At 72.6% G+C, this 18,172-nt stretch carries 17 protein-coding genes; 13 read left to right on the top strand and 4 right to left on the bottom strand.

Features of this window, described 5'->3' with window-relative positions:
* Position 1 precedes the first annotated feature (1 nt).
* The 6 genes from ACIG5E_RS27765 (at position 2) to ACIG5E_RS27790 (ending at position 5,661) form a co-directional block, all read left to right on the top strand.
* Positions 2-1,612 carry an acyl-CoA carboxylase subunit beta gene (locus ACIG5E_RS27765; RefSeq protein WP_396537780.1) on the top strand — a complete coding sequence of 537 codons (1,611 nt, stop codon included), beginning with the start codon at positions 2-4 and terminating at the stop codon, positions 1,610-1,612.
* 30 nt (positions 1,613-1,642) lie between these two features.
* Positions 1,643-1,864: an acyl-CoA carboxylase epsilon subunit gene (locus tag ACIG5E_RS27770; protein WP_396537782.1), complete on the top strand. Its 222-nt coding sequence runs from the start codon at positions 1,643-1,645 to the stop codon at positions 1,862-1,864.
* Between the two features lie 168 nt (positions 1,865-2,032).
* A complete protein-coding gene (gene mmpB / locus ACIG5E_RS27775) occupies positions 2,033-2,173 on the top strand; it encodes a morphogenic membrane protein MmpB (RefSeq protein ID WP_396537784.1) in 141 nt (46 codons plus the stop codon).
* A 60-nt stretch (positions 2,174-2,233) separates the two neighbouring features.
* A complete protein-coding gene (locus ACIG5E_RS27780; protein ID WP_396537786.1) occupies positions 2,234-2,836 on the top strand; it encodes a nucleoside triphosphate pyrophosphatase in 603 nt (200 codons plus the stop codon).
* A gap of 66 nt (positions 2,837-2,902) precedes the next feature.
* The gene (locus ACIG5E_RS27785; RefSeq protein ID WP_396537788.1) at positions 2,903-3,649 is read left to right on the top strand and encodes a hypothetical protein; all 747 of its coding nucleotides are present in this window, start codon (positions 2,903-2,905) and stop codon (positions 3,647-3,649) included.
* Positions 3,650-3,885: 236 nt separating this feature from the next.
* On the top strand, positions 3,886-5,661 hold the full coding sequence (locus ACIG5E_RS27790) for an acetyl/propionyl/methylcrotonyl-CoA carboxylase subunit alpha (RefSeq protein WP_396537790.1): 1,776 nt from the start codon (positions 3,886-3,888) through the stop codon (positions 5,659-5,661).
* Positions 5,662-5,765: 104 nt separating this feature from the next.
* Here ACIG5E_RS27790 and ACIG5E_RS27795 read toward each other — a convergent pair whose 3' ends face one another.
* The gene (locus ACIG5E_RS27795) at positions 5,766-6,722 is read right to left on the bottom strand and encodes a DeoR/GlpR family DNA-binding transcription regulator (protein WP_380422337.1); all 957 of its coding nucleotides are present in this window, start codon (positions 6,720-6,722) and stop codon (positions 5,766-5,768) included.
* Between the two features lie 236 nt (positions 6,723-6,958).
* A complete protein-coding gene (locus ACIG5E_RS27800) occupies positions 6,959-8,413 on the bottom strand; it encodes an NAD(P)H-quinone dehydrogenase (RefSeq protein WP_396537792.1) in 1,455 nt (484 codons plus the stop codon).
* 98 nt (positions 8,414-8,511) lie between these two features.
* On the opposite strand from ACIG5E_RS27800, the gene ACIG5E_RS27805 reads away from it, so the two are divergent.
* The 3 genes from ACIG5E_RS27805 to ACIG5E_RS27815 all read left to right on the top strand — a co-directional run bounded on the left by ACIG5E_RS27805 (position 8,512) and on the right by ACIG5E_RS27815 (position 11,808).
* Positions 8,512-8,949 (top strand): gamma-glutamylcyclotransferase, encoded by a 438-nt coding sequence (locus ACIG5E_RS27805; protein WP_396537794.1) that lies wholly within the window; start codon positions 8,512-8,514, stop codon positions 8,947-8,949.
* Between the two features lie 148 nt (positions 8,950-9,097).
* Positions 9,098-9,919, top strand: coding sequence for a purine-nucleoside phosphorylase (locus tag ACIG5E_RS27810; RefSeq protein ID WP_396537796.1), 822 nt, complete (start codon positions 9,098-9,100; stop codon positions 9,917-9,919).
* A 170-nt stretch (positions 9,920-10,089) separates the two neighbouring features.
* Positions 10,090-11,808, top strand: a complete 1,719-nt coding sequence (locus ACIG5E_RS27815) for a phospho-sugar mutase (protein ID WP_396537798.1) — start codon at positions 10,090-10,092, stop codon at positions 11,806-11,808.
* 57 nt (positions 11,809-11,865) lie between these two features.
* On the opposite strand, the gene ACIG5E_RS27820 is transcribed toward ACIG5E_RS27815, so the two are convergent.
* The gene (locus ACIG5E_RS27820; RefSeq protein ID WP_396537800.1) at positions 11,866-12,546 is read right to left on the bottom strand and encodes a PH domain-containing protein; all 681 of its coding nucleotides are present in this window, start codon (positions 12,544-12,546) and stop codon (positions 11,866-11,868) included.
* Positions 12,547-12,713: 167 nt separating this feature from the next.
* On the opposite strand from ACIG5E_RS27820, the gene deoC reads away from it, so the two are divergent.
* The 4 genes from deoC to ACIG5E_RS27840 all read left to right on the top strand — a co-directional run bounded on the left by deoC (position 12,714) and on the right by ACIG5E_RS27840 (position 16,922).
* The gene (gene deoC / locus ACIG5E_RS27825; protein WP_396537802.1) at positions 12,714-13,700 is read left to right on the top strand and encodes a deoxyribose-phosphate aldolase; all 987 of its coding nucleotides are present in this window, start codon (positions 12,714-12,716) and stop codon (positions 13,698-13,700) included.
* A 5-nt stretch (positions 13,701-13,705) separates the two neighbouring features.
* Positions 13,706-15,187, top strand: a complete 1,482-nt coding sequence (locus ACIG5E_RS27830; RefSeq protein WP_396537804.1) for an aldehyde dehydrogenase family protein — start codon at positions 13,706-13,708, stop codon at positions 15,185-15,187.
* Positions 15,180-16,085, top strand: coding sequence for an aldehyde dehydrogenase family protein (locus tag ACIG5E_RS27835; RefSeq protein ID WP_396537806.1), 906 nt, complete (start codon positions 15,180-15,182; stop codon positions 16,083-16,085). The genes ACIG5E_RS27830 and ACIG5E_RS27835 overlap by 8 nt, the downstream gene beginning before the upstream one ends.
* Before the next feature lie 198 nt (positions 16,086-16,283).
* Positions 16,284-16,922, top strand: a complete 639-nt coding sequence (locus tag ACIG5E_RS27840) for an ATP-binding protein (protein ID WP_396537808.1) — start codon at positions 16,284-16,286, stop codon at positions 16,920-16,922.
* A gap of 196 nt (positions 16,923-17,118) precedes the next feature.
* Here ACIG5E_RS27840 and ACIG5E_RS27845 read toward each other — a convergent pair whose 3' ends face one another.
* Positions 17,119-18,084: a SigE family RNA polymerase sigma factor gene (locus ACIG5E_RS27845; RefSeq protein WP_396537810.1), complete on the bottom strand. Its 966-nt coding sequence runs from the start codon at positions 18,082-18,084 to the stop codon at positions 17,119-17,121.
* Positions 18,085-18,172: the final 88 nt, after the last annotated feature.

Raw genomic sequence — 18,172 nt, forward strand, 5'->3', positions numbered from 1 at the left:
GATGATCAGGGAGAGCCACCGGATGACCGAGGCGCCGTACGACCCCCACACCACCGCCGGCAAGCTCGCCGACCTGCGGCGCAGGCTGGACGAGGCGGTGCACTCCGGCTCCGCCAAGGCGGTGGAGAAGCAGCACGCCAAGGGCAAGCTGACCGCCCGCGAGCGGGTCGTCGAGCTGCTGGACGAGGACTCCTTCGTCGAGTTCGACGAGTTCGCCCGGCACCGCTCGACCAACTTCGGCCAGGAGAAGAACCGGCCCTACGGCGACGGCGTGGTGACCGGCTACGGCACCGTGGACGGCCGTCAGGTCGCCGTCTTCGCCCAGGACTTCACCGTCTTCGGCGGCTCGCTCGGCGAGGTCTTCGGCGAGAAGATCGTCAAGGTGATGGACTTCGCGCTGAAGACCGGCTGCCCGGTCATCGGCATCAACGACTCCGGCGGCGCCCGGATCCAGGAGGGCGTGGTCTCGCTCGGCCTGTACGGCGAGATCTTCCGCCGCAACGTGCACGCCTCGGGCGTCATCCCGCAGATCTCGCTGATCATGGGCCCCTGCGCGGGCGGCGCGGTCTACTCCCCCGCGATCACCGACTTCGTGGTGATGGCCGACCAGACCTCGCACATGTTCATCACCGGCCCCGACGTGATCAAGACCGTGACCGGCGAGGACGTCGGCATGGAGGAGCTGGGCGGCGCCCGCACCCACAACACCAAGTCCGGCAACGCGCACTACCTGGCCACGGACGAGAAGGAGGCGATCGAGTACGTCAAGAGCCTGCTCTCGTACCTGCCCTCCAACAACCTGAGCGACCCGCCGTCCTACCCCGAGCAGGCCGACCTCACCGTCACCGACGAGGACCTCGAACTCGACACCATCGTGCCGGACTCGGCGAACCAGCCGTACGACATGCGCAAGGTGATCGAGCACATCGTCGACGACGGCGAGTTCCTGGAGACCCAGCCGCTGTTCGCCGGCAACATCATCACCGGCTTCGGCCGGGTCGAGGGCCAGTCGGTGGGCATCGTCGGCAGCCAGCCTATGGACCTGGCCGGCTGCCTGGACATCAACGCCAGCGAGAAGGCCGCGCGGTTCATCCGCACCTGCGACTCCTTCAACGTCCCGGTGCTGACCTTCGTCGACGTGCCCGGCTTCCTGCCCGGCACCGAGCAGGAGTGGGACGGCATCATCCGCCGCGGCGCCAAGCTGATCTACGCCTACGCCGAGGCCACCGTCCCGCTGATCACCGTGATCACCCGCAAGGCCTTCGGCGGCGCGTACGACGTCATGGGCTCCAAGCACCTGGGCGCCGACCTCAACCTGGCCTGGCCGACCGCCCAGATCGCCGTGATGGGCGCGCAGGGCGCGGTCAACATCCTGCACCGCCGGGAGATCGCCGAGGCCGAGGCGGCCGGCACCGCCGAGGAGAAGCGGGCCGAGCTGATCGCCTCGTACGAGGACACCCTGCTCAACCCGTACCTGGCCGCCGAGCGCGGCTACGTCGACGCGGTGATCGCCCCGAGCGAGACCCGTCGGCACATCGTCCGGGGCCTGCGGGCGCTGCGCGGCAAGCGCGAGGTGCTGCCGCCCAAGAAGCACGGCAACATCCCCCTGTAGGCACCATCCCTCTCGGGAGAGAACCAAGCCATGTCCCCGATCCACGTGCTGCACGGGCAGCCGACCCCCGAGGAGCTCGCCACCGTCCTGGCGGTGGTCCAGGCCCGGGCCGCCGCCGCGCAGGCCGCCGCCGACGCGGCGCGTCTGGCCGGCGTCGGCCCGGCCTCCCCCTGGAACGACCGCTCCCGCCTGTTCCGCCCCGCCGTCCGCCCGGGCGTCAACGCCTGGCGGACGTCCGGCTGGGCGCACTAGGAGCCGCTCCGGCCCGGAGTGGGAGGTCGGCCCGTCCGACTTCCCGCTCCGGGCCGCTCCCCGCTCCGCCCCTGCCGCCCTCCCCGCCGCGTTCTGCCGCCCGCTTTGCCCGAAACCTGAGTACGGATACTCAGGCGTCCGGGCCCGCCCGCACCGCACTCTGGACGGGTGCTCTGGTCAGACCCCGAGGACGGGCCCTCGCCCGAGGCCCGTCGCATGCAGGAGCGGATGCAGCGGGCCGGCAAGGTGCTCGCCGCCATCGTGCTGGTGGGCTCAGTGCTGATCATGCTCACCCGGTTCTTCACCTGAGCCGTTCACCCGAACGGCGGCAGCGACACCCCCTTGGTGCCACCCCCTACTCTGGTGGGCATGACCGACCAGCGCGCCCTCGTCCTCGCCTCCGCCTCCCCCGCCCGCCTCGGGCTGCTGCGCCAGGCGGGGCTCGACCCGCGCGTGGTGGTCAGCGGCGTCGACGAGGACGCGATCAGCGCCGCCACCCCCGGCGAACTCGCCCTCGTCCTGGCCGAGGCCAAGGCGAAGGCCGTCGCCGCCGGACTGACCGGCGGCGAGCTGGTGATCGGCTGCGACTCCGTCCTGGAGCTGGACGGCCGGGCCCTCGGCAAGCCCGCCGACGCCGCGGAGGCGCTGGCCCGCTGGCAGTCCATGCGCGGTCGCGCCGGGGTGCTGCGCACCGGCCACTGCGTGGTCGACACCACGACCGGCCGGCAGGCCTCGGCGACCGCCTCCACCACCGTCCGCTTCGGCACCCCGGACGACGAGGAGGTGGCCGCCTACGTCGCCTCCGGCGAACCGCTGCACGTGGCCGGGGCGTTCACCCTGGACGGCCGCTCGGCGCCGTTCATCGACGGCATCGACGGCGACCCGGGCAACGTCATCGGCCTGTCCCTGCCGCTGCTGCGCCGCCTGCTCGCCGACCTCGACCTGCGCATCACCGATCTGTGGACCAAGTAACCTGCCGCATCCGGTAGTTCAGGCCCTAAGCTGACCGGCGTTCGAATAGGGGGAGAAAGCACGCCGATGAACGACAACGTGCTCAACGTGGTGCTCGGCCTGGTGGCCAGTGCCATCAGCGCCGGTCTCGGCTGGCTGGCGCAGGCCCTGCGGCGGCGCCGCCGGGTGGAGCGGGTGCGGGCGTTCTTCGGGCTGCCGGCCGGCAGCGAGTGCCTGATCGTGGTGCCCCGCAGCATCGGGACGGGCTCGCACGCCCACACCGTGACCCGCCGGGACGCCTACGCCCTGATGTGGCTGGCCGGGCTGGTCGAGGAGTGCGGCGCCCGGCCCGAACTGGTCGCCCACGACGCCGCGCACCGCGGTCTGGGCGCCAAGACCGAGCTGTGCCTGGGTGGTCCGGTCAGCAACGAGCGGACGGCCGCCCACCTGGCCTGGGGCCTGCCCGGCGTGCTGATCACCTCCGGCCCCGGCCCGGGCAGCAACGTGATCGTGGTGGGCGACCGGGACTTCTCCGTCGACCACGACCAGACCCACGTCCTGCTCGCCCGGATCGCCACTCCGGACAGTGGCCGCCCGGTGTTCCTGATCTCCGGCCAGACCGGCGTCGCCAACCAGGCCGGCGTCCGCTACCTGGTCGCGCACCACCGCGAACTCGCCCGCGAGTACGGCCGGAACGGCACCTTCGCCCTGGTCCTGCGGGTGGTCAACCCGGAGGCCTACGGGCCGGACATGGTCGAGCTCGCGGCCGACGTGACGACCGAGGCGCTGCGGCGGTCCCCGGCGGCCGCCCCGGCCGGCTCGACTGCGGCCTGAGCGGCCGGCGGGAGGATGTGTTCCATGCCACCGTCCCGCCACGCCGCCGCCCGGTCACCCACCGTCGCCCGGGCCCGCTCGACCGCACCGGGCACGACCTGCGAAGTCTCCGTCCGGCCCGTCGACCGGGCCCGGAATCCCATCACGGTCCGTGTGGGATAGTTCACAACCTGGGGCTACTCGCCGGTACTGCCCAGGAATCCATAAACTCAACGAGGTTCAAGAAGGGAGCCACAGTGCGCAAGGTGCTCATCGCCAACCGCGGGGAAATCGCCGTCCGCGTCGCCCGGGCCTGCTCGGACGCCGGTATCGCCAGCGTCGCCGTCTACGCCGAGCCGGACCGGGATGCGCTGCACGTCCGCGCGGCCGACGAGGCTTATGCGCTGGGCGGTGACACCCCCGGCACCAGTTACCTGGACATCGCCAAGGTCCTCAAGGCCGCCGAGGACTCCGGCGCGGACGCCGTCCACCCCGGCTACGGGTTCCTGTCGGAGAACGCCGACTTCGCCCAGGCCGTCATCGACGCGGGCCTGACCTGGATCGGCCCGCCGCCGCAGGCCATCCGGGACCTCGGTGACAAGGTCACCGCCCGTCACGTCGCCCAGCGCGCCGGCGCCCCGCTGGTGGCCGGCACCCCGGACCCGGTCTCGGGTGCCGACGAGGTCGTCACGTTCGCCCGGGAGCACGGTCTTCCGGTCGCCATCAAGGCGGCCTTCGGCGGCGGCGGCCGCGGCCTCAAGGTCGCCCGCACCCTGGAGGAGATCCCGGAGCTGTACGAGTCCGCGGTGCGCGAGGCGGTCGCCGCCTTCGGTCGCGGCGAGTGCTTCGTCGAGCGCTACCTGGACAACCCGCGGCACGTGGAGACCCAGTGCCTCGCGGACAAGCACGGCAACGTGGTGGTCGTCTCCACCCGTGACTGCTCGCTGCAGCGCCGGCACCAGAAGCTGGTCGAGGAGGCGCCCGCGCCGTTCCTGACCGAGGCGCAGAACGCCGAGCTGTACCGCGCCTCCAAGGCCATCCTCAAGGAGGCCGGCTACGAGGGCGCCGGGACCTGCGAGTTCCTGGTCGCGCTGGACGGCACGATCTCCTTCCTGGAGGTCAACACCCGTCTGCAGGTGGAGCACCCGGTCACCGAGGAGGTCACCGGGATCGACCTGGTCCGCGAGATGTTCCGGATCGCCGACGGCGAGGAGCTCGGCTACGGCGACCCCGAGGTGCGCGGCCACTCCTTCGAGTTCCGCATCAACGGCGAGGACCCGGGCCGCAACTTCCTGCCCGCGCCCGGCACCGTGACGCTGTTCGCCCCGCCGTCCGGCCCGGGCGTGCGCCTGGACTCCGGCGTGGAGACCGGCTCGGTCATCGGCCCGGCCTGGGACTCCCTGCTGGCCAAGCTGATCGTCTCCGGCCGCGACCGCAAGCAGGCCCTGGAGCGGGCCAAGCGCGCGCTCAACGAGTTCAAGGTCGAGGGCATGGCCACCGCCATCCCGTTCCACCAGGCGGTCGTCACCGACCCGGCGTTCGCGCCCGAGGTGCACGGCGGCGAGGGCCCGTTCAAGATCTACACCCGCTGGATCGAGACCGAGTTCGACAACACCATCCCGGCGTTCGTCGGCGCGGCCGGCGAGGCCGAGGAGGCCGAGACCCGGGAGACCGTGGTCGTCGAGGTCGGCGGCAAGCGGATCGAGGTGTCGCTGCCGTCCTCGCTGGGCGTCTCGACGGCCCCCGCGGCCGGTGCCACGGGTGCGGCCAAGGCCAAGCGCCGGGTGGGCGCCAAGAAGGCCGGTTCGGCCGTCAGCGGTGACACCCTGGCCTCGCCGATGCAGGGCACCATCGTCAAGGTCGCCGTCGAGGAGGGCCAGGTCGTCGCCGAGGGCGAGCTGATCGTGGTCCTGGAGGCGATGAAGATGGAGCAGCCGCTGAACGCGCACAAGGCGGGCACCGTCGTCGGCCTCAAGGCCGAGGTGGGCGCGAGCGTCAGCAGCGGCGCCGCGCTGTGCGAGATCAAGGACTGACCGGGATCGGCGGCTGACGCCGGCTCCGTCAATCTTCGACCGGTCCGTACTCCCTTCGGGGGGTGCGGACCGGTCGCGTTACCCCGCGCCGCGGCGGGCCGGGCTCAGCGCCCGCGCGGCAGGCCCATCTCGGCCAGCCGGACCGGCATCCCACCCGGGCCGACCGGCCCGCCGTGCGTGCCGGGGCGGCGCTGGCCGGGCAACGGGGCGCCACCGGGCGGCGGGACGGGCCGACGGCCCATCGGGCCGGGCTGGGTCTGGTGCACCGGGCCGCTGCCGGTGCCGTGCACCGGGGCGTCGCCGCCGGTGGCGACGCCGAGCGGGGCCAGGTCGATCTGCACCCCGCAGTCGGCGAGCGCGTCCAGCTCACGGGCGGTGGCGTCGTCCGCGGTGGCCTGCTCGTCGGTGACCAGCCGGGTGATGGTCTCGGTGGCGACCGTCTGGAACATGCCGGCCGCGCCGAGCTTGGTGTGGTCGGCGAGGACGATGACCTCGGCGGCCGCCAGCACCATTGCCCGGTCCACGCTCGCGGACAGCATGTTCGCGGTCGACAGCCCGCGCTCGGCGGTCAGCCCGCTGCCGGAGATGAAGGCCTTGGTGACCCGCAGCCCCTGCAGCGACTGCTCCGCACCACTGCCCACCAGGGCGTAGTTGGAGCCGCGCAGGGTGCCGCCGGTCATCACCACCTCGACCCGGTTGGCGTGCGCCAGCGCCTGGGCGACCAGCAGCGAGTTGGTGACCACGGTCAGCCCGGGCACCCGGGCCAGCCGGCGGGCCAGTTCCTGGGTGGTGGTGCCGGCGCCGACCACCACCGCGTCGCCCTCCTCCACCAGGCCGGCGGCCAGGTCCGCGATGGCGCTCTTCTCCGCCGCGGACAGGTGGGTCTTCTGCGGGTAGCCGGGTTCGCGGCTGAAGCCGCCGGGGAGCACCGCGCCGCCGTGCCGGCGGTCGAGGAGCCCTTCTGCCTCCAGCGCCCGCACGTCGCGGCGCACGGTCACTTCGGAGGTCTGGACGACGCGGGCCAACTCCCGGAGCGAGACCGCTCCGTTGGCGCGCACCATTTCGAGGATCAACTGGCGACGTTCTGCTGCAAACACAGAACCGACGGTAACCCGCGTGACCGTCTGCTTTCAGGCGTTTGCAGCTGGTAGCGGGAATTGCTCACGCAAGAGCGGCGCATGACCGTACAATACGCGCCGTCAACAACCCGGAACTGCGCCTGCCGTCCGGGTGATGGTCATGCCCGCGCGAAGGGCGGCCGCCGATCGGCAGCCGCCCTCAACTGTGCGCCTTGAGCTCAGGATTCGCCGTCGGACCGCTTGCGGATGTGCAGCTGCCGGGCGGCCTCGGCGGTCGAGCCGGAGACCGACGGGTAGACGGTGAAGGCGCTGGCCACCTGTTCGACCGTCAGATTGGCGTCCACCGCGAGCGCGATCGGGTGGATCAGCTCGCTGGCCCGCGGGGCGACGACCACGCCGCCGACCACGATGCCGGTGCCCGGACGGCAGAACAGCTTCACGAAGCCGTCCCGGATGCCCTGCATCTTCGCCCGCGGGTTGCCGCGCAGCGGCAGCTTGACCACGACGGCGTCCATCTTCCCGCACTCCACGTCGGCCGCGGTGTAGCCGACGGTGGCGATCTCCGGGTCGGTGAAGACGTTGGAGGCCACGGTCTTCAGGTTCAGCGGCTGCACCGCGTCACCGAGCGCGTGGTACATCGCGATCCGGCCCTGCATGGCCGCCACCGAGGCGAGCATGAAGACGCCGGTGCAGTCGCCGGCCGCGTACACGCCCGGGGCGCTGGTGCGGGAGACCCGGTCGACCTGGATCTGGCCCCAGTCGTTGAGCTTGACCCCGGCCTCCTCCAGGCCCATGTCCGCGGTGTTGGGGATCGAGCCGACCGCCATCAGGCAGTGGGTGCCCTCGATCACCTTGCCGTCGGAGAGGGTGACCTCGACCCGGTCGCCGATCCGCTTGGCGCTCTCGGCCCGCGAGCGGCTCATCACGTTCATGCCGCGGCGGCGGAAGACGTCCTCCAGCACCTCGGCGGCGTCCGGGTCCTCACCCGGCAGCACCCGGTCGCGGCTGGACACCAGAGTGACCTTGGAGCCGAGCGCCTGGTACGCGCCGGCGAACTCGGCGCCGGTGACACCGGAGCCGACCACGATCAGCTCGCGCGGCAGCTCGTCCAGGTCGTACACCTGAGTCCAGGTGAGGATCCGCTCGCCGTCCGGCTGGGCGTCCGGCACCTCGCGCGGGTGGGCGCCGGTGGCGATCAGCACCGCGTCGGCGCGCAGCGAGTGCACGGTGCCGTCGGGGGCGTCCACCAGCACCTCGCGGGAGCCGTCCACGGCCTGCCCGCCGGCGCCGAGCCGGCCGCGGCCGCGCAGCACGGTGACCCCGGCGCGGGTGACGGACTGGGTGATGTCGTGGGACTGCGCGATCGCGAGGCGCTTCACACGGCGGTTGACCTTGCCCAGGTCCACGCCGATGACCTTGGTCTCCCGGTCCGCGGCGGCGCCGTCCCGGTCGACCGTGATGCCCAGCTCCTCGTACGAGCTGTCGAAGGTGGTCATCACCTCCGCGGTCGCGATCAGGGTCTTCGACGGCACGCAGTCCGTGAGCACCGCCGATCCGCCCAGACCGTCGCGGTCGACGACGGTCACCTCCGCGCCGAGCTGAGCGGCCACCAGGGCCGCCTCGTAGCCGCCGGGTCCGCCACCGATGATCACGATCCGAGTCACGTACCCCATTGTCCCGCACGGCGGATGCGGCGCCACAACGGGGTCCGCGCTCGGTACGTTCATCCAGTCACCCCAGACCGTGGGCCGACCGGGCTACGCTGGCACCCATGCCCCTTTACGCCGCGTATGCCACCAACCTCGATGCCCGGCAGATGACCCGCCGAGCCCCGCACTCCCCGCTCCGCGGCACGGGGTGGCTGGACGGCTGGCGGCTCACCTTCGGCGGCGAGCAGCTCGGCTGGGAGGGCTCGTTGGCCACCGTCGTCGAGGACGGGAAGGACCAGGTCTTCGTCTCCCTCTACGACATCGCGCCGATGGACGAGGAGGGCCTGGACCGCTGGGAGGGCGTCCAGCTCGGCATCTACCGCAAGATCAGGCTGCGCGCGCAGACCCTGGACGGCGACATCCCGGTCTGGACGTACGTGCTCAACGACTACGAGGGCGGCCTGCCCGCGGCCCGCTACCTCGGTCTGATCGCCGACGCCGCCGAGAGCGCCGGCGCCCCGGACGACTACGTGCTGGACCTGCGCCGCCGCCCCTGCTGACGGCCGGCCCTCCCTTCTGTACGTATCGACAGACCCGGTCACCCGAAAGCGCCACCGAGCTGTGCTTTCGGGTCAACCGCGTAACGATCCGGCATGCCGTACGCGGATCTTCTACGCGCGTAGCCGAAAGCCGTCTATCCTCGTTCCCGTGAACGCTTCTCCTCAGTCGGTCGTCTCCACCGACCCCTACGCCGCCGCCCAGGCCGCCGCCGAGCGCCTGCGCGAGCTGACCGGTGCCGAGCGGCACGACGTCGCCCTGGTGATGGGCTCCGGCTGGGTGCCGGCCGCCGACGCCCTGGGCGAGACCGTGGCCGAGTTCCCGGTCACCGAGCTCCCGGGCTTCCCCGCCCCCGCCGTGGCCGGCCACGCCGGCAAGATCCGCTCGGTGAAGATCGGCGACAAGCGCGCCCTGATCTTCCTCGGCCGCAACCACTACTACGAGGGCCACGGCGTGGCCACCGTCGTCCACGGCGTGCGCACCGCCGCCGCGGCCGGCTGCGGCATCGTCGTCCTCACCAACGGCTGTGGCGGCCTGCGCGAGGGCTGGACGCCCGGCCAGCCGGTGCTGATCCGCGACCACATCAACCTGACCGCGGACTCCCCGATCGTCGGCGCCAACTTCGTCGACCTCACCGACCTGTACTCCAAGCGCCTGCGCGCCCTGTGCCACGAGGTCGACCCGTCCCTGGACGAGGCCGTCTACGTCCAGTTCCGCGGCCCGCACTACGAGACCCCGGCCGAGGTCAACATGGCCCGGGTGATCGGCGGCGAGCTGGTCGGCATGTCCACCACCCTGGAGGCCATCGCCGCCCGCGAGGCCGGCGCCGAGGTGCTCGGCATCTCCCTGGTCACCAACCTGGCCGCCGGCATGACCGGCGAGCCGCTCAACCACGAAGAGGTCCTGGAGGCCGGCAAGGCCTCCGCCGAGCGCATGGGCGAGCTGCTGGCGAAGGTCCTGGAGCGGATCTGACGCCTGCCGGGCGCAGAATCATGAGTGACGGGGCCCTCGGGCGGCGTGATCCGCTGATCACGCCTTCCCGCGGGCCCCGTCCGCATGTGCCCCCTCTTCCTCTCTTCGCGTGTAACCCTCCGGCCCCCGGCCGACCCACCGATGCACTTCCCGATGGAGCTCTGGAAGCCATGACGCAGGCACCCACCACCGACCTCCTCGCCCGGGCCCGTACCTGGCTGGCCGAGGACCCCGACCCGCAGACCCGCGAGGAGCTGACCGCCCTGCTGGCCCGGGCCGAGGGCCCGGAGGCCGAGGAGAACTGCACGCTCGCCTGGTCCGAGCTCGCCGAGCGCTTCTCCGACCGCCTCCAGTTCGGCACCGCGGGCCTGCGCGGCGAGCTCGGCGCCGGCCCGATGCGGATGAACCGCGCCGTGGTGATCCGGGCCGCCGCCGGCCTGGTCGCGTACGTGAAGGAGCAGGGCCTCGGCGACCTGGTCGTGATCGGCTACGACGCCCGGCACAAGTCGTACGACTTCGCCCGCGACACCGCCGCCGTGGTGGTCGGGGCGGGCCTGCGCGCCGCGCTGCTGCCCCGCCCGCTGCCGACCCCGGTGCTGGCCTTCGCGATCCGCCACCTGGGTGCGGCCGCCGGAGTGACCGTCACCGCCAGCCACAACCCGCCGCAGGACAACGGCTACAAGGTCTACCTGGGCGACGGCTCGCAGATCGTCCCGCCGGCCGACGCCGGGATCGCCGCCCACATCGACGCGATCGGCTCGCTGGACGACGTCCCGCGCGCCGAGGAGGGCTGGGAGGTGCTCGGCGAGGACGTCATCGAGGCCTACCTGACCCGGGCCGTCTCCATCGTCGACGAGCACAGCCCGCGCGAGCTGGACGTGGTCTACACCCCGATGCACGGCGTCGGCCGCGACACCCTGGTCGCCGCCTTCCGCCGGGCCGGCTTCGCGGCGCCGACCGTGGTCGCCGAGCAGGCCGAGCCCGACCCGGACTTCCCGACCGTGGCCTTCCCCAACCCGGAGGAGCCGGGGGCGATGGACCTCGCCTTCCGCACCGCCGCCGCGGTCGGCCCGGACATCGTGATCGCCAACGACCCGGACGCCGACCGCTGCGCGGTGGCCGTCCCGGTCAACGGCAACGCGGCGGGCAGCGGCAACGGCTCCGCCGGCTGGCGGATGCTGCGCGGCGACGAGGTCGGCGCGCTGCTCGGCTCCGCCCTGGTCGCCAAGAAGGCCGAGGGCACCTTCGCCACCACCATCGTCTCCGCCACCCTGCTCGGCCGGATCGCCGAGGCCGCGGGCCTGGCGTACGCCGAGACGCTGACCGGCTTCAAGTGGATCGCCCGCGCCGAGGGCCTGCGCTACGGCTACGAGGAGGCGCTCGGCTACTGCGTCGACCCGCAGGGCGTCCGGGACAAGGACGGCATCACCGCCGCCCTGCTGGTCGCCGAGCTCGCCGCGACCCTCAAGAAGTCCGGCCGCACGCTGAGCGACCTGCTGGACGACCTGGCGCTGGAGCACGGCCTGCACGCCACCGACCAGCTGTCCGTCCGGGTGCAGGACCTCTCGCTGATCGCCGACGCGATGCGCCGCCTGCGCGAGCAGCCGCCGACCGTCCTGGCCGGCCTGGCCGTCACCCGCGCCGACGACCTCTCGGCCGGCTCCGCCGACCTGCCACCCACCGACGGCCTGCGCTACTACCTGGCCGGCGACCCGGTCCGCTCGGCCCGGATCGTGGTCCGCCCGTCCGGCACCGAGCCCAAGCTCAAGTGCTACCTGGAGGTCGTCCTCCCGGTCGCCACTGCCGCCGACCTGGCCGCCGCCCGCGAGCGCGCCGCCGAGCTGCTGGCGGCCGTCAAGCGCGACCTCGCCGAGGCCGCGGGCATCTGACGCCGTACGTGAAAGGGCCCGCCGGTTCCGTACCGGCGGGCCCTCGCGCATCCGGGTTCAGACGGCGATCACCGTGATCAGGGCGACGAGGCCCACCAGGGCGGGGGCGATGACCCACCAGCACCAGCGGACGACCACGGGCCCGGCGGCGTCGGGGCGGGTGCCGTTGCGCTCGGCCATCTCCTGGAGGACGTCCGTCACCTGGTCGGACCAGGCGCGGGTGGGGTCGGGGGAGCCCTGGACGACCGGGTTGGTCCGGCCGGCGAGTCCCAGCCCCAGCCCCGTCCGGGAGGCGTGCTCGGCGTTGCCGCGGCTCTGGGCCCGGGTGGCGCGCTTGCGCTGGCGCAGCGAGACCGGGACGGCCCACACCTGGTACTTCTTCCCGCCGGCCAGCAGCTCGACGGAGTACCCGGCGCGCAGCGCGGCGACCGAGCCCCAGGGGGCGGTGATGGTGCGCCACGGGTTGCGGACGACCAGGCGGTCGCGGCCCGCGAACACCGCGGGGCGCAGCGTGTAGGCGATCACCGGGAAGGCGAACACCGGCACCGCCGCGAGGGCGACGTACGGGGTCTTCCCGGTGCCGGTCACCACCGCGTCGCCGATCAGCCAGGCGGCGACGGCGAGCAGGAGCACGCCGGAGATCACGCCGGGGACGGAGCGGTACACGCGGTCCGCGTACTCGGGTTCCCCGCCGGGGGCGGCCGGGCCCTGGTGGGGCTTGCCGTCGGATTCGGTCATGGCGTCGATTCTGCCCCATCCGCCCCTCACCGGCGGGTCTCGGTCCGGCCACGAATGGCGGGCCGGGGTTCCGCGTGGCCGAGGTCTCGGTCCGGCCACGAAAGGCGGCCGGAAAGGTGGTCGCCCTAGCGGTCGACTACGCGCGTAGATATGCTGGTCTGGTGACTATGTCCACTGTTGCAGCCAATGCCCCCGGCGTTGCGGGCAGCGGCCTCGCGGACGTTGCGGCGTCCGAGGCCTCGCTCCGCCGCTTCCTGCACGGCCTGCCCGGCGTCGACCAGGTCGGCCTCGAAGCCCGCGCCGCCTCCCTCGGTACCCGCTCGATCAAGACCACGGCGAAGGCCTATGCCATCGACCTGGCGATCTCCATGATCGACCTGACCACGCTGGAGGGCGCGGACACGGTCGGCAAGGTGCGCGCCCTGTGCGCCAAGGGCAGGACCCCCGACCCGACCGACCCGACCGCCCCGCGCGTGGCCGCCATCTGCGTCTACCCGGACATGGTCGCCACCGCGAAGGACGCCCTGCGCGGCACCGACATCCAGGTCGCCTCGGTCGCCACCGCCTTCCCGGCCGGCCGCGCCGCCCTCCCGGTCAAGCTCGCCGACACCGCCGACGCGGTGGCCGCGGGCGCCGACGAGATCGACATGGTGATCGACCGCGGTGCCTTCCTCTCCGGCCGCTACTTCGACGTCTTCAACGAGATCGTCGCCGTCAAGGAGGCGTGCAAGCGCCCGGACGGCACCTCCGCCCACCTCAAGGTGATCTTCGAGACCGGCGAACTGCAGACCTACGACAACGTCCGCCGGGTCTCCTGGCTGGCGATGCTGGCCGGTGCCGACTTCATCAAGACCTCCACCGGCAAGGTCACCGTCAACGCGACCCCGCCGGTCACCCTGCTGATGCTGGAGGCCGTCCGCGACTTCCGCGCGGCCACCGGCGTCCAGGTCGGCGTGAAGCCCGCCGGCGGCATCAAGACCACCAAGGACGCCATGAAGTACCTGGTGATGGTCAACGAGACGCTCGGCGACGACTGGCTGACCCCGCACTGGTTCCGCTTCGGCGCCTCCAGCCTGCTCAACGACCTGCTGATGCAGCGCCAGAAGCTCGCCACCGGCCGCTACTCCGGCCCCGACTACGTGACGGTGGACTGATCACCATGGCCAAGAAGAAGAACATCGAGGAGCCCGCGGCCAAGCCGGCCGGAGGCCTCTTCGCCTACGCCCCGGCCCCGGAGTCCCCCGCCGCCGCGGGCGACATCGCCACCTCCTACGGCCACTTCATCGGCGGCGAGTTCGTCGACTCCTCCGGCAGCGAGGCCCTGAAGACGGTCAACCCGGCCACCGAGCAGGTGCTCGCCGAGTTCGCCCAGGGCACCGACGAGGACGTGGAGCGCGCCGTCGCCGCCGCCCGCAAGGCCTTCGCCGACTGGTCGGCGCTGCCCGGCAGCGAGCGCGCCAAGTACCTGTTCCGGATCGCCCGGATCATCCAGGAGCGCAGCCGCGAGCTGGCCGTGCTGGAGTCGATGGACAACGGCAAGCCGATCCGCGAGACCCGCGACTTCGACATCCCGACCGTCGCCGCGTGGTTCTTCTACTACGCCGGCTGGGCGGACAAGCTGGACTACGCGGGCTTCGGCGCCAACCCGCGCCCGCTGGGCGTGGCCGGCCAGGTCATCCCGTGGAACTTCCCGCTGATGATGCTGGCGTGGAAGATCGCGCCCGCGCTGGCGACCGGCAACACGGTCGTCCTGAAGCCGGCCGAGACCACCCCGCTGACGGCCCTGCGCTTCGCCGAGATCTGCCGCCAGGCCGGTCTGCCGAAGGGCGTCGTCAACATCGTCACCGGCGACGGCCGCACCGGCGCCGCGCTCACCGCGCACCCGGACGTCAACAAGGTCGCCTTCACCGGCTCCACCCCGGTCGGCCGGGCGATCGCCAAGCAGCTGGCCGGCAGCCGCAAGAAGCTGTCGCTGGAGCTGGGCGGCAAGGCCGCCAACATCGTCTTCGACGACGCGCCGATCGACCAGGCGGTCGAGGGCATCGTCAACGGCATCTTCTTCAACCAGGGCCACGTCTGCTGCGCGGGCTCGCGCCTGCTGGTCCAGGAGTCGGTCCAGGACGAGGTGCTGGATGCCCTGAAGCGCCGGATGGCCACCCTGCGGGTCGGCGACCCGCTGGACAAGAACACCGACATCGGCGCGATCAACTCGGCCGCCCAGCTGGCCCGGATCACCGAGCTGACCGACGCCGGCGAGGCCGAGGGCGCGGACCGCTGGTCGCCGGAGTGCGAACTCCCGGGCACCGGCTTCTGGTTCAAGCCGACCCTGTTCACCGGCGTCAGCCAGGCCCACCGGATCGCCCAGGAGGAGATCTTCGGCCCGGTGCTCTCGGTGCTGACCTTCCGCACGCCCGACGAGGCGGTCGCGAAGGCCAACAACACCCCGTACGGCCTCTCCGCCGGCATCTGGACGGAGAAGGGCTCTCGCATCCTCTGGATGGCCAACAGGCTCAAGGCCGGCGTGGTCTGGGCCAACACCTTCAACAAGTTCGACCCGACCTCGCCGTTCGGCGGCTACAAGGAGTCGGGTTACGGCCGCGAGGGTGGCCGCCACGGTCTGGAGGCCTACCTCGATGTCTGACACGACCTTCGCGCGTCTTGACGTCCTCAAGACCTACAAGCTGTACGTCGGCGGGAAGTTCCCGCGCTCCGAGAGCGGGCGGGTGTACGAGGTGACCGACTCCAACGGCGAGTGGCTCGCCAACGCCCCGCTGGGCACCCGCAAGGACACCCGCGACGCCGTCCTGGCCGCCCGCGCGGCGGTCAAGGGCTGGGCCGGCACCACCGCGTACAACCGCGGCCAGGTGCTGTACCGGGTGGCCGAGATGCTGCAGGGCCGGCGCGAGCAGTTCGCCGCCGAGGTGTCGCTCTCCGAGGGCATCGGCCCGAAGAAGGCCGCCGCGCTGGTGAACGCCGCGATCGACCGCTGGGTCTGGTACGCGGGCTGGACGGACAAGGTCGCCCAGATCGCGGGCGGCGCCAACCCGGTCGCCGGGCCGTACTTCAACCTCTCCACCCCGGAGCCGACCGGCGTGGTCGGGATCGTCGCCCCGCAGGCCGGCTACGGGCACTCGCTGCTCGGCCTGGTCTCGGTGATCGCCCCGGCGATCGCCACCGGCAACACGGTCGTGGTCGCGGCCGCCGCGGACGCCCCGCTGCCCGCGCTGTCGCTGGGCGAGGTGCTCGCCACCTCGGACGTCCCGGGCGGCGTGGTCAACATCATCTCGGGCCGCACCGCGGACATCGCCCCCACCCTGGCCTCGCACCAGGACGTCAACGCGCTGGACCTCACCGGAGCCATCGCCGCCGACGGTCCCGGCGCGGCGCCCGCCCTGGAGGCCGCCGCCGCCGATACCCTGAAGCGGGTGGTCCGTCCGGAGCTGGACCCGTTCGCCCAGGACTGGACCAGTGCGCCCGGTACGGACCGGCTACTCTCGTTCCTGGAGACGAAGACGGTCTGGCACCCGATGGGGATCTGACCCTCCCTCGCTCCACCGCGTCACAACTCCACAGACTGACCGTCCCCAGTGCCCTCTCCCCCCCAGGGCCCGGGCGGTCATTGGACGGACCCGCGCCTCTCCCCCCCTGGCGCGGGTCCGTCGACTTTCCCGGTGAGCGCAGAAGGTGTGAGCCGGACGGTTTCGGCAACCGGCCGGGATGCGTCAGACTGGTGTCCCGTGAGTGACTCCCCCATGAATCCCGCGCCGACAGCCCATGCCCGGGTGATCCTGCTCTCCGGGCCCTCCGGATCGGGGAAGTCCTCGCTGGCCGAGCGCAGCGGTCTGCCGGTGCTCCAGCTGGACGACTTCTACAAGGACGGGGACGACCCCACCCTGCCCCGGCTGCCCGACGGCGCCGTGGACTGGGACTCCCCGCTCGCCTGGCACCGCGACCAGGCCGTCGCCGCCATCCGCGCCCTGTACGAGCACGGGCGCGCCGAGGTGCCGGTGTACTCGATCCCGGACAACGGCCGGGTCTCCACCCGCCCGCTGGACCTGGGCGGCGCGACCGCGTTCATCGCCGAGGGCATCTTCGCCGCCGAGATCGTCGCCGAGTGCGCGGCCGAGGGCCTGCTCGGGGACGCCCTGTGCCTGCGCAACGGCGCGCTCACCACGGCGTGGCGCCGGCTGCGCCGGGACGTCCGCGAGGGCCGCAAGTCGCTGCCGGTGCTGCTGCGCCGGGGCTTCCGGCTGATGCGGGCCGAGCGGGCCATCGTCGGCCGGCAGGTCGAGCTCGGCTCGTACCCGTGCGCCGGGCCGGAGGCCGGGCGGCGGGTCCGCGCGGCGGCCGGGCAGCGGGAGCTCTCCGCGGTCTGAACCGCGACGGCACGACGACGGAGAACGACGGAGACGACGGAAAAAACGACGACGGGCCCGGTGCGTCTCCCCCGCACCGGGCCGTCGCCTGCCGAACGGCCTCGGCTCCCCACAGGCACCGCTCCCCCGAGCCGGCGCCCCCGAACCGTAACCGTCCGCTACCCGTCCCCCGACGGGAGTCCTCTTCCCCCTGGTCCTACGCGACCAGCTCGCCGAACGCCCGGACGGTGTCGCCCGACTTGTTCAGGTGCTCGTCGTCACGCAGCCGGCGCAGGGCGCGCCAGATGCTGCTCTTGACCGTGCCGACGCTGATCCCCAGCACGTCGGCGATCTCCGGGTCGGTCTTGCCCTCGTAGTACCGCAGCACCAGCATGGTCCGCTGGTTCTCCGGCAGCTTCGCCAGCGCCTGCCAGAGCACGGTGCGCAGCTCGGTGCCGCCCATCGCGTCGGTGTCGCCGGCCGTCTCCGGCAGCTCCTCGGTCGGGTACTCGTTGACCTTGCGGCGCCGCCAGGCGGAGATGTGCAGGTTGGTCATGGTGCGGCGGAGGTAGCCCCCGACCGCGGCCTTGTCGGTGATCCGGCCCCAGGCGCGGTAGGTGCTGAAGAGCGCGCTCTGCAGCAGGTCCTCGGCCTCGTAGCGGTCACCGGTGAGGTGGTACGCCGTGGCGTACAGGGAGGCGCGGCGCTCGCGCACGTACGCGGTGAACTCCGTGATGTGGTCCTCCGCGACGGCCGGGTGCTCCCCCTGCGCGTCTCCCTGTCCCGCCTCGGTGGTGCGGGCCGGTGCGGGGTTCAGCCGCAACAGCGTCGCACCGGCGGCCTCGCGACCGGTCGGCTCCCCCGAACCGACCGCCCGCAGGCCGTTGTTCCCCCGGTTGTCCTTGCCCTCGACGCGGACGGGGAGGATCCCCCGCAGCGTGAGGGTGTTGGCGGAGTCGACCGCACTCCCCAGTCGGCCGATCCCGTACAGCTCCCCCGTCCTGCCGCCGCCGCTCACCCGACGGGCGACAGGATTTCCACCGGTGCTGTGCGCGCACCCCCGTACGGTCACGGCACCGGAGTTCTCGTCGGTCCTGATCTCGTACCGGGTCCGGTGCGTGGTCGCTGACGAACGCGCGGTGCGGACAGCCGGGTTGGTCCGGGTCTGAAGCATGGCGTTCATCGTGCGCCCCCTTGGATCGGTACGAGCGGTTCCTGTTGCCGCCCTCCAGCCGGCCCTTGCGGCCCGCTGTCCTGCGGCGACATGGAAA

It is taken from the genome of Kitasatospora sp. NPDC053057, from assembly GCF_044546945.1.
In the GTDB taxonomy this organism is placed as follows: domain Bacteria; phylum Actinomycetota; class Actinomycetes; order Streptomycetales; family Streptomycetaceae; genus Kitasatospora.

Excerpts from the sequence above, each read along its gene's own strand:
- ACIG5E_RS27765 (WP_396537780.1), top strand. The coding sequence starts at position 2 with ATGATCAGGGAGAGCCACCGGATGACCGAGGCGCCGTACGACCCCCAC.
- ACIG5E_RS27770 (WP_396537782.1), top strand. The coding sequence starts at position 1,643 with ATGTCCCCGATCCACGTGCTGCACGGGCAGCCGACCCCCGAGGAGCTC.
- ACIG5E_RS27780 (WP_396537786.1), top strand. The coding sequence starts at position 2,234 with ATGACCGACCAGCGCGCCCTCGTCCTCGCCTCCGCCTCCCCCGCCCGC.
- ACIG5E_RS27785 (WP_396537788.1), top strand. The coding sequence starts at position 2,903 with ATGAACGACAACGTGCTCAACGTGGTGCTCGGCCTGGTGGCCAGTGCC.
- ACIG5E_RS27795 (WP_380422337.1), bottom strand. The coding sequence starts at position 6,722 with ATGGTGCGCGCCAACGGAGCGGTCTCGCTCCGGGAGTTGGCCCGCGTC.
- ACIG5E_RS27800 (WP_396537792.1), bottom strand. The coding sequence starts at position 8,413 with ATGGGGTACGTGACTCGGATCGTGATCATCGGTGGCGGACCCGGCGGC.
- ACIG5E_RS27805 (WP_396537794.1), top strand. The coding sequence starts at position 8,512 with ATGCCCCTTTACGCCGCGTATGCCACCAACCTCGATGCCCGGCAGATG.
- ACIG5E_RS27815 (WP_396537798.1), top strand. The coding sequence starts at position 10,090 with ATGACGCAGGCACCCACCACCGACCTCCTCGCCCGGGCCCGTACCTGG.
- ACIG5E_RS27820 (WP_396537800.1), bottom strand. The coding sequence starts at position 12,546 with ATGACCGAATCCGACGGCAAGCCCCACCAGGGCCCGGCCGCCCCCGGC.
- deoC (WP_396537802.1), top strand. The coding sequence starts at position 12,714 with ATGTCCACTGTTGCAGCCAATGCCCCCGGCGTTGCGGGCAGCGGCCTC.
- ACIG5E_RS27830 (WP_396537804.1), top strand. The coding sequence starts at position 13,706 with ATGGCCAAGAAGAAGAACATCGAGGAGCCCGCGGCCAAGCCGGCCGGA.
- ACIG5E_RS27835 (WP_396537806.1), top strand. The coding sequence starts at position 15,180 with ATGTCTGACACGACCTTCGCGCGTCTTGACGTCCTCAAGACCTACAAG.
- ACIG5E_RS27845 (WP_396537810.1), bottom strand. The coding sequence starts at position 18,084 with ATGAACGCCATGCTTCAGACCCGGACCAACCCGGCTGTCCGCACCGCG.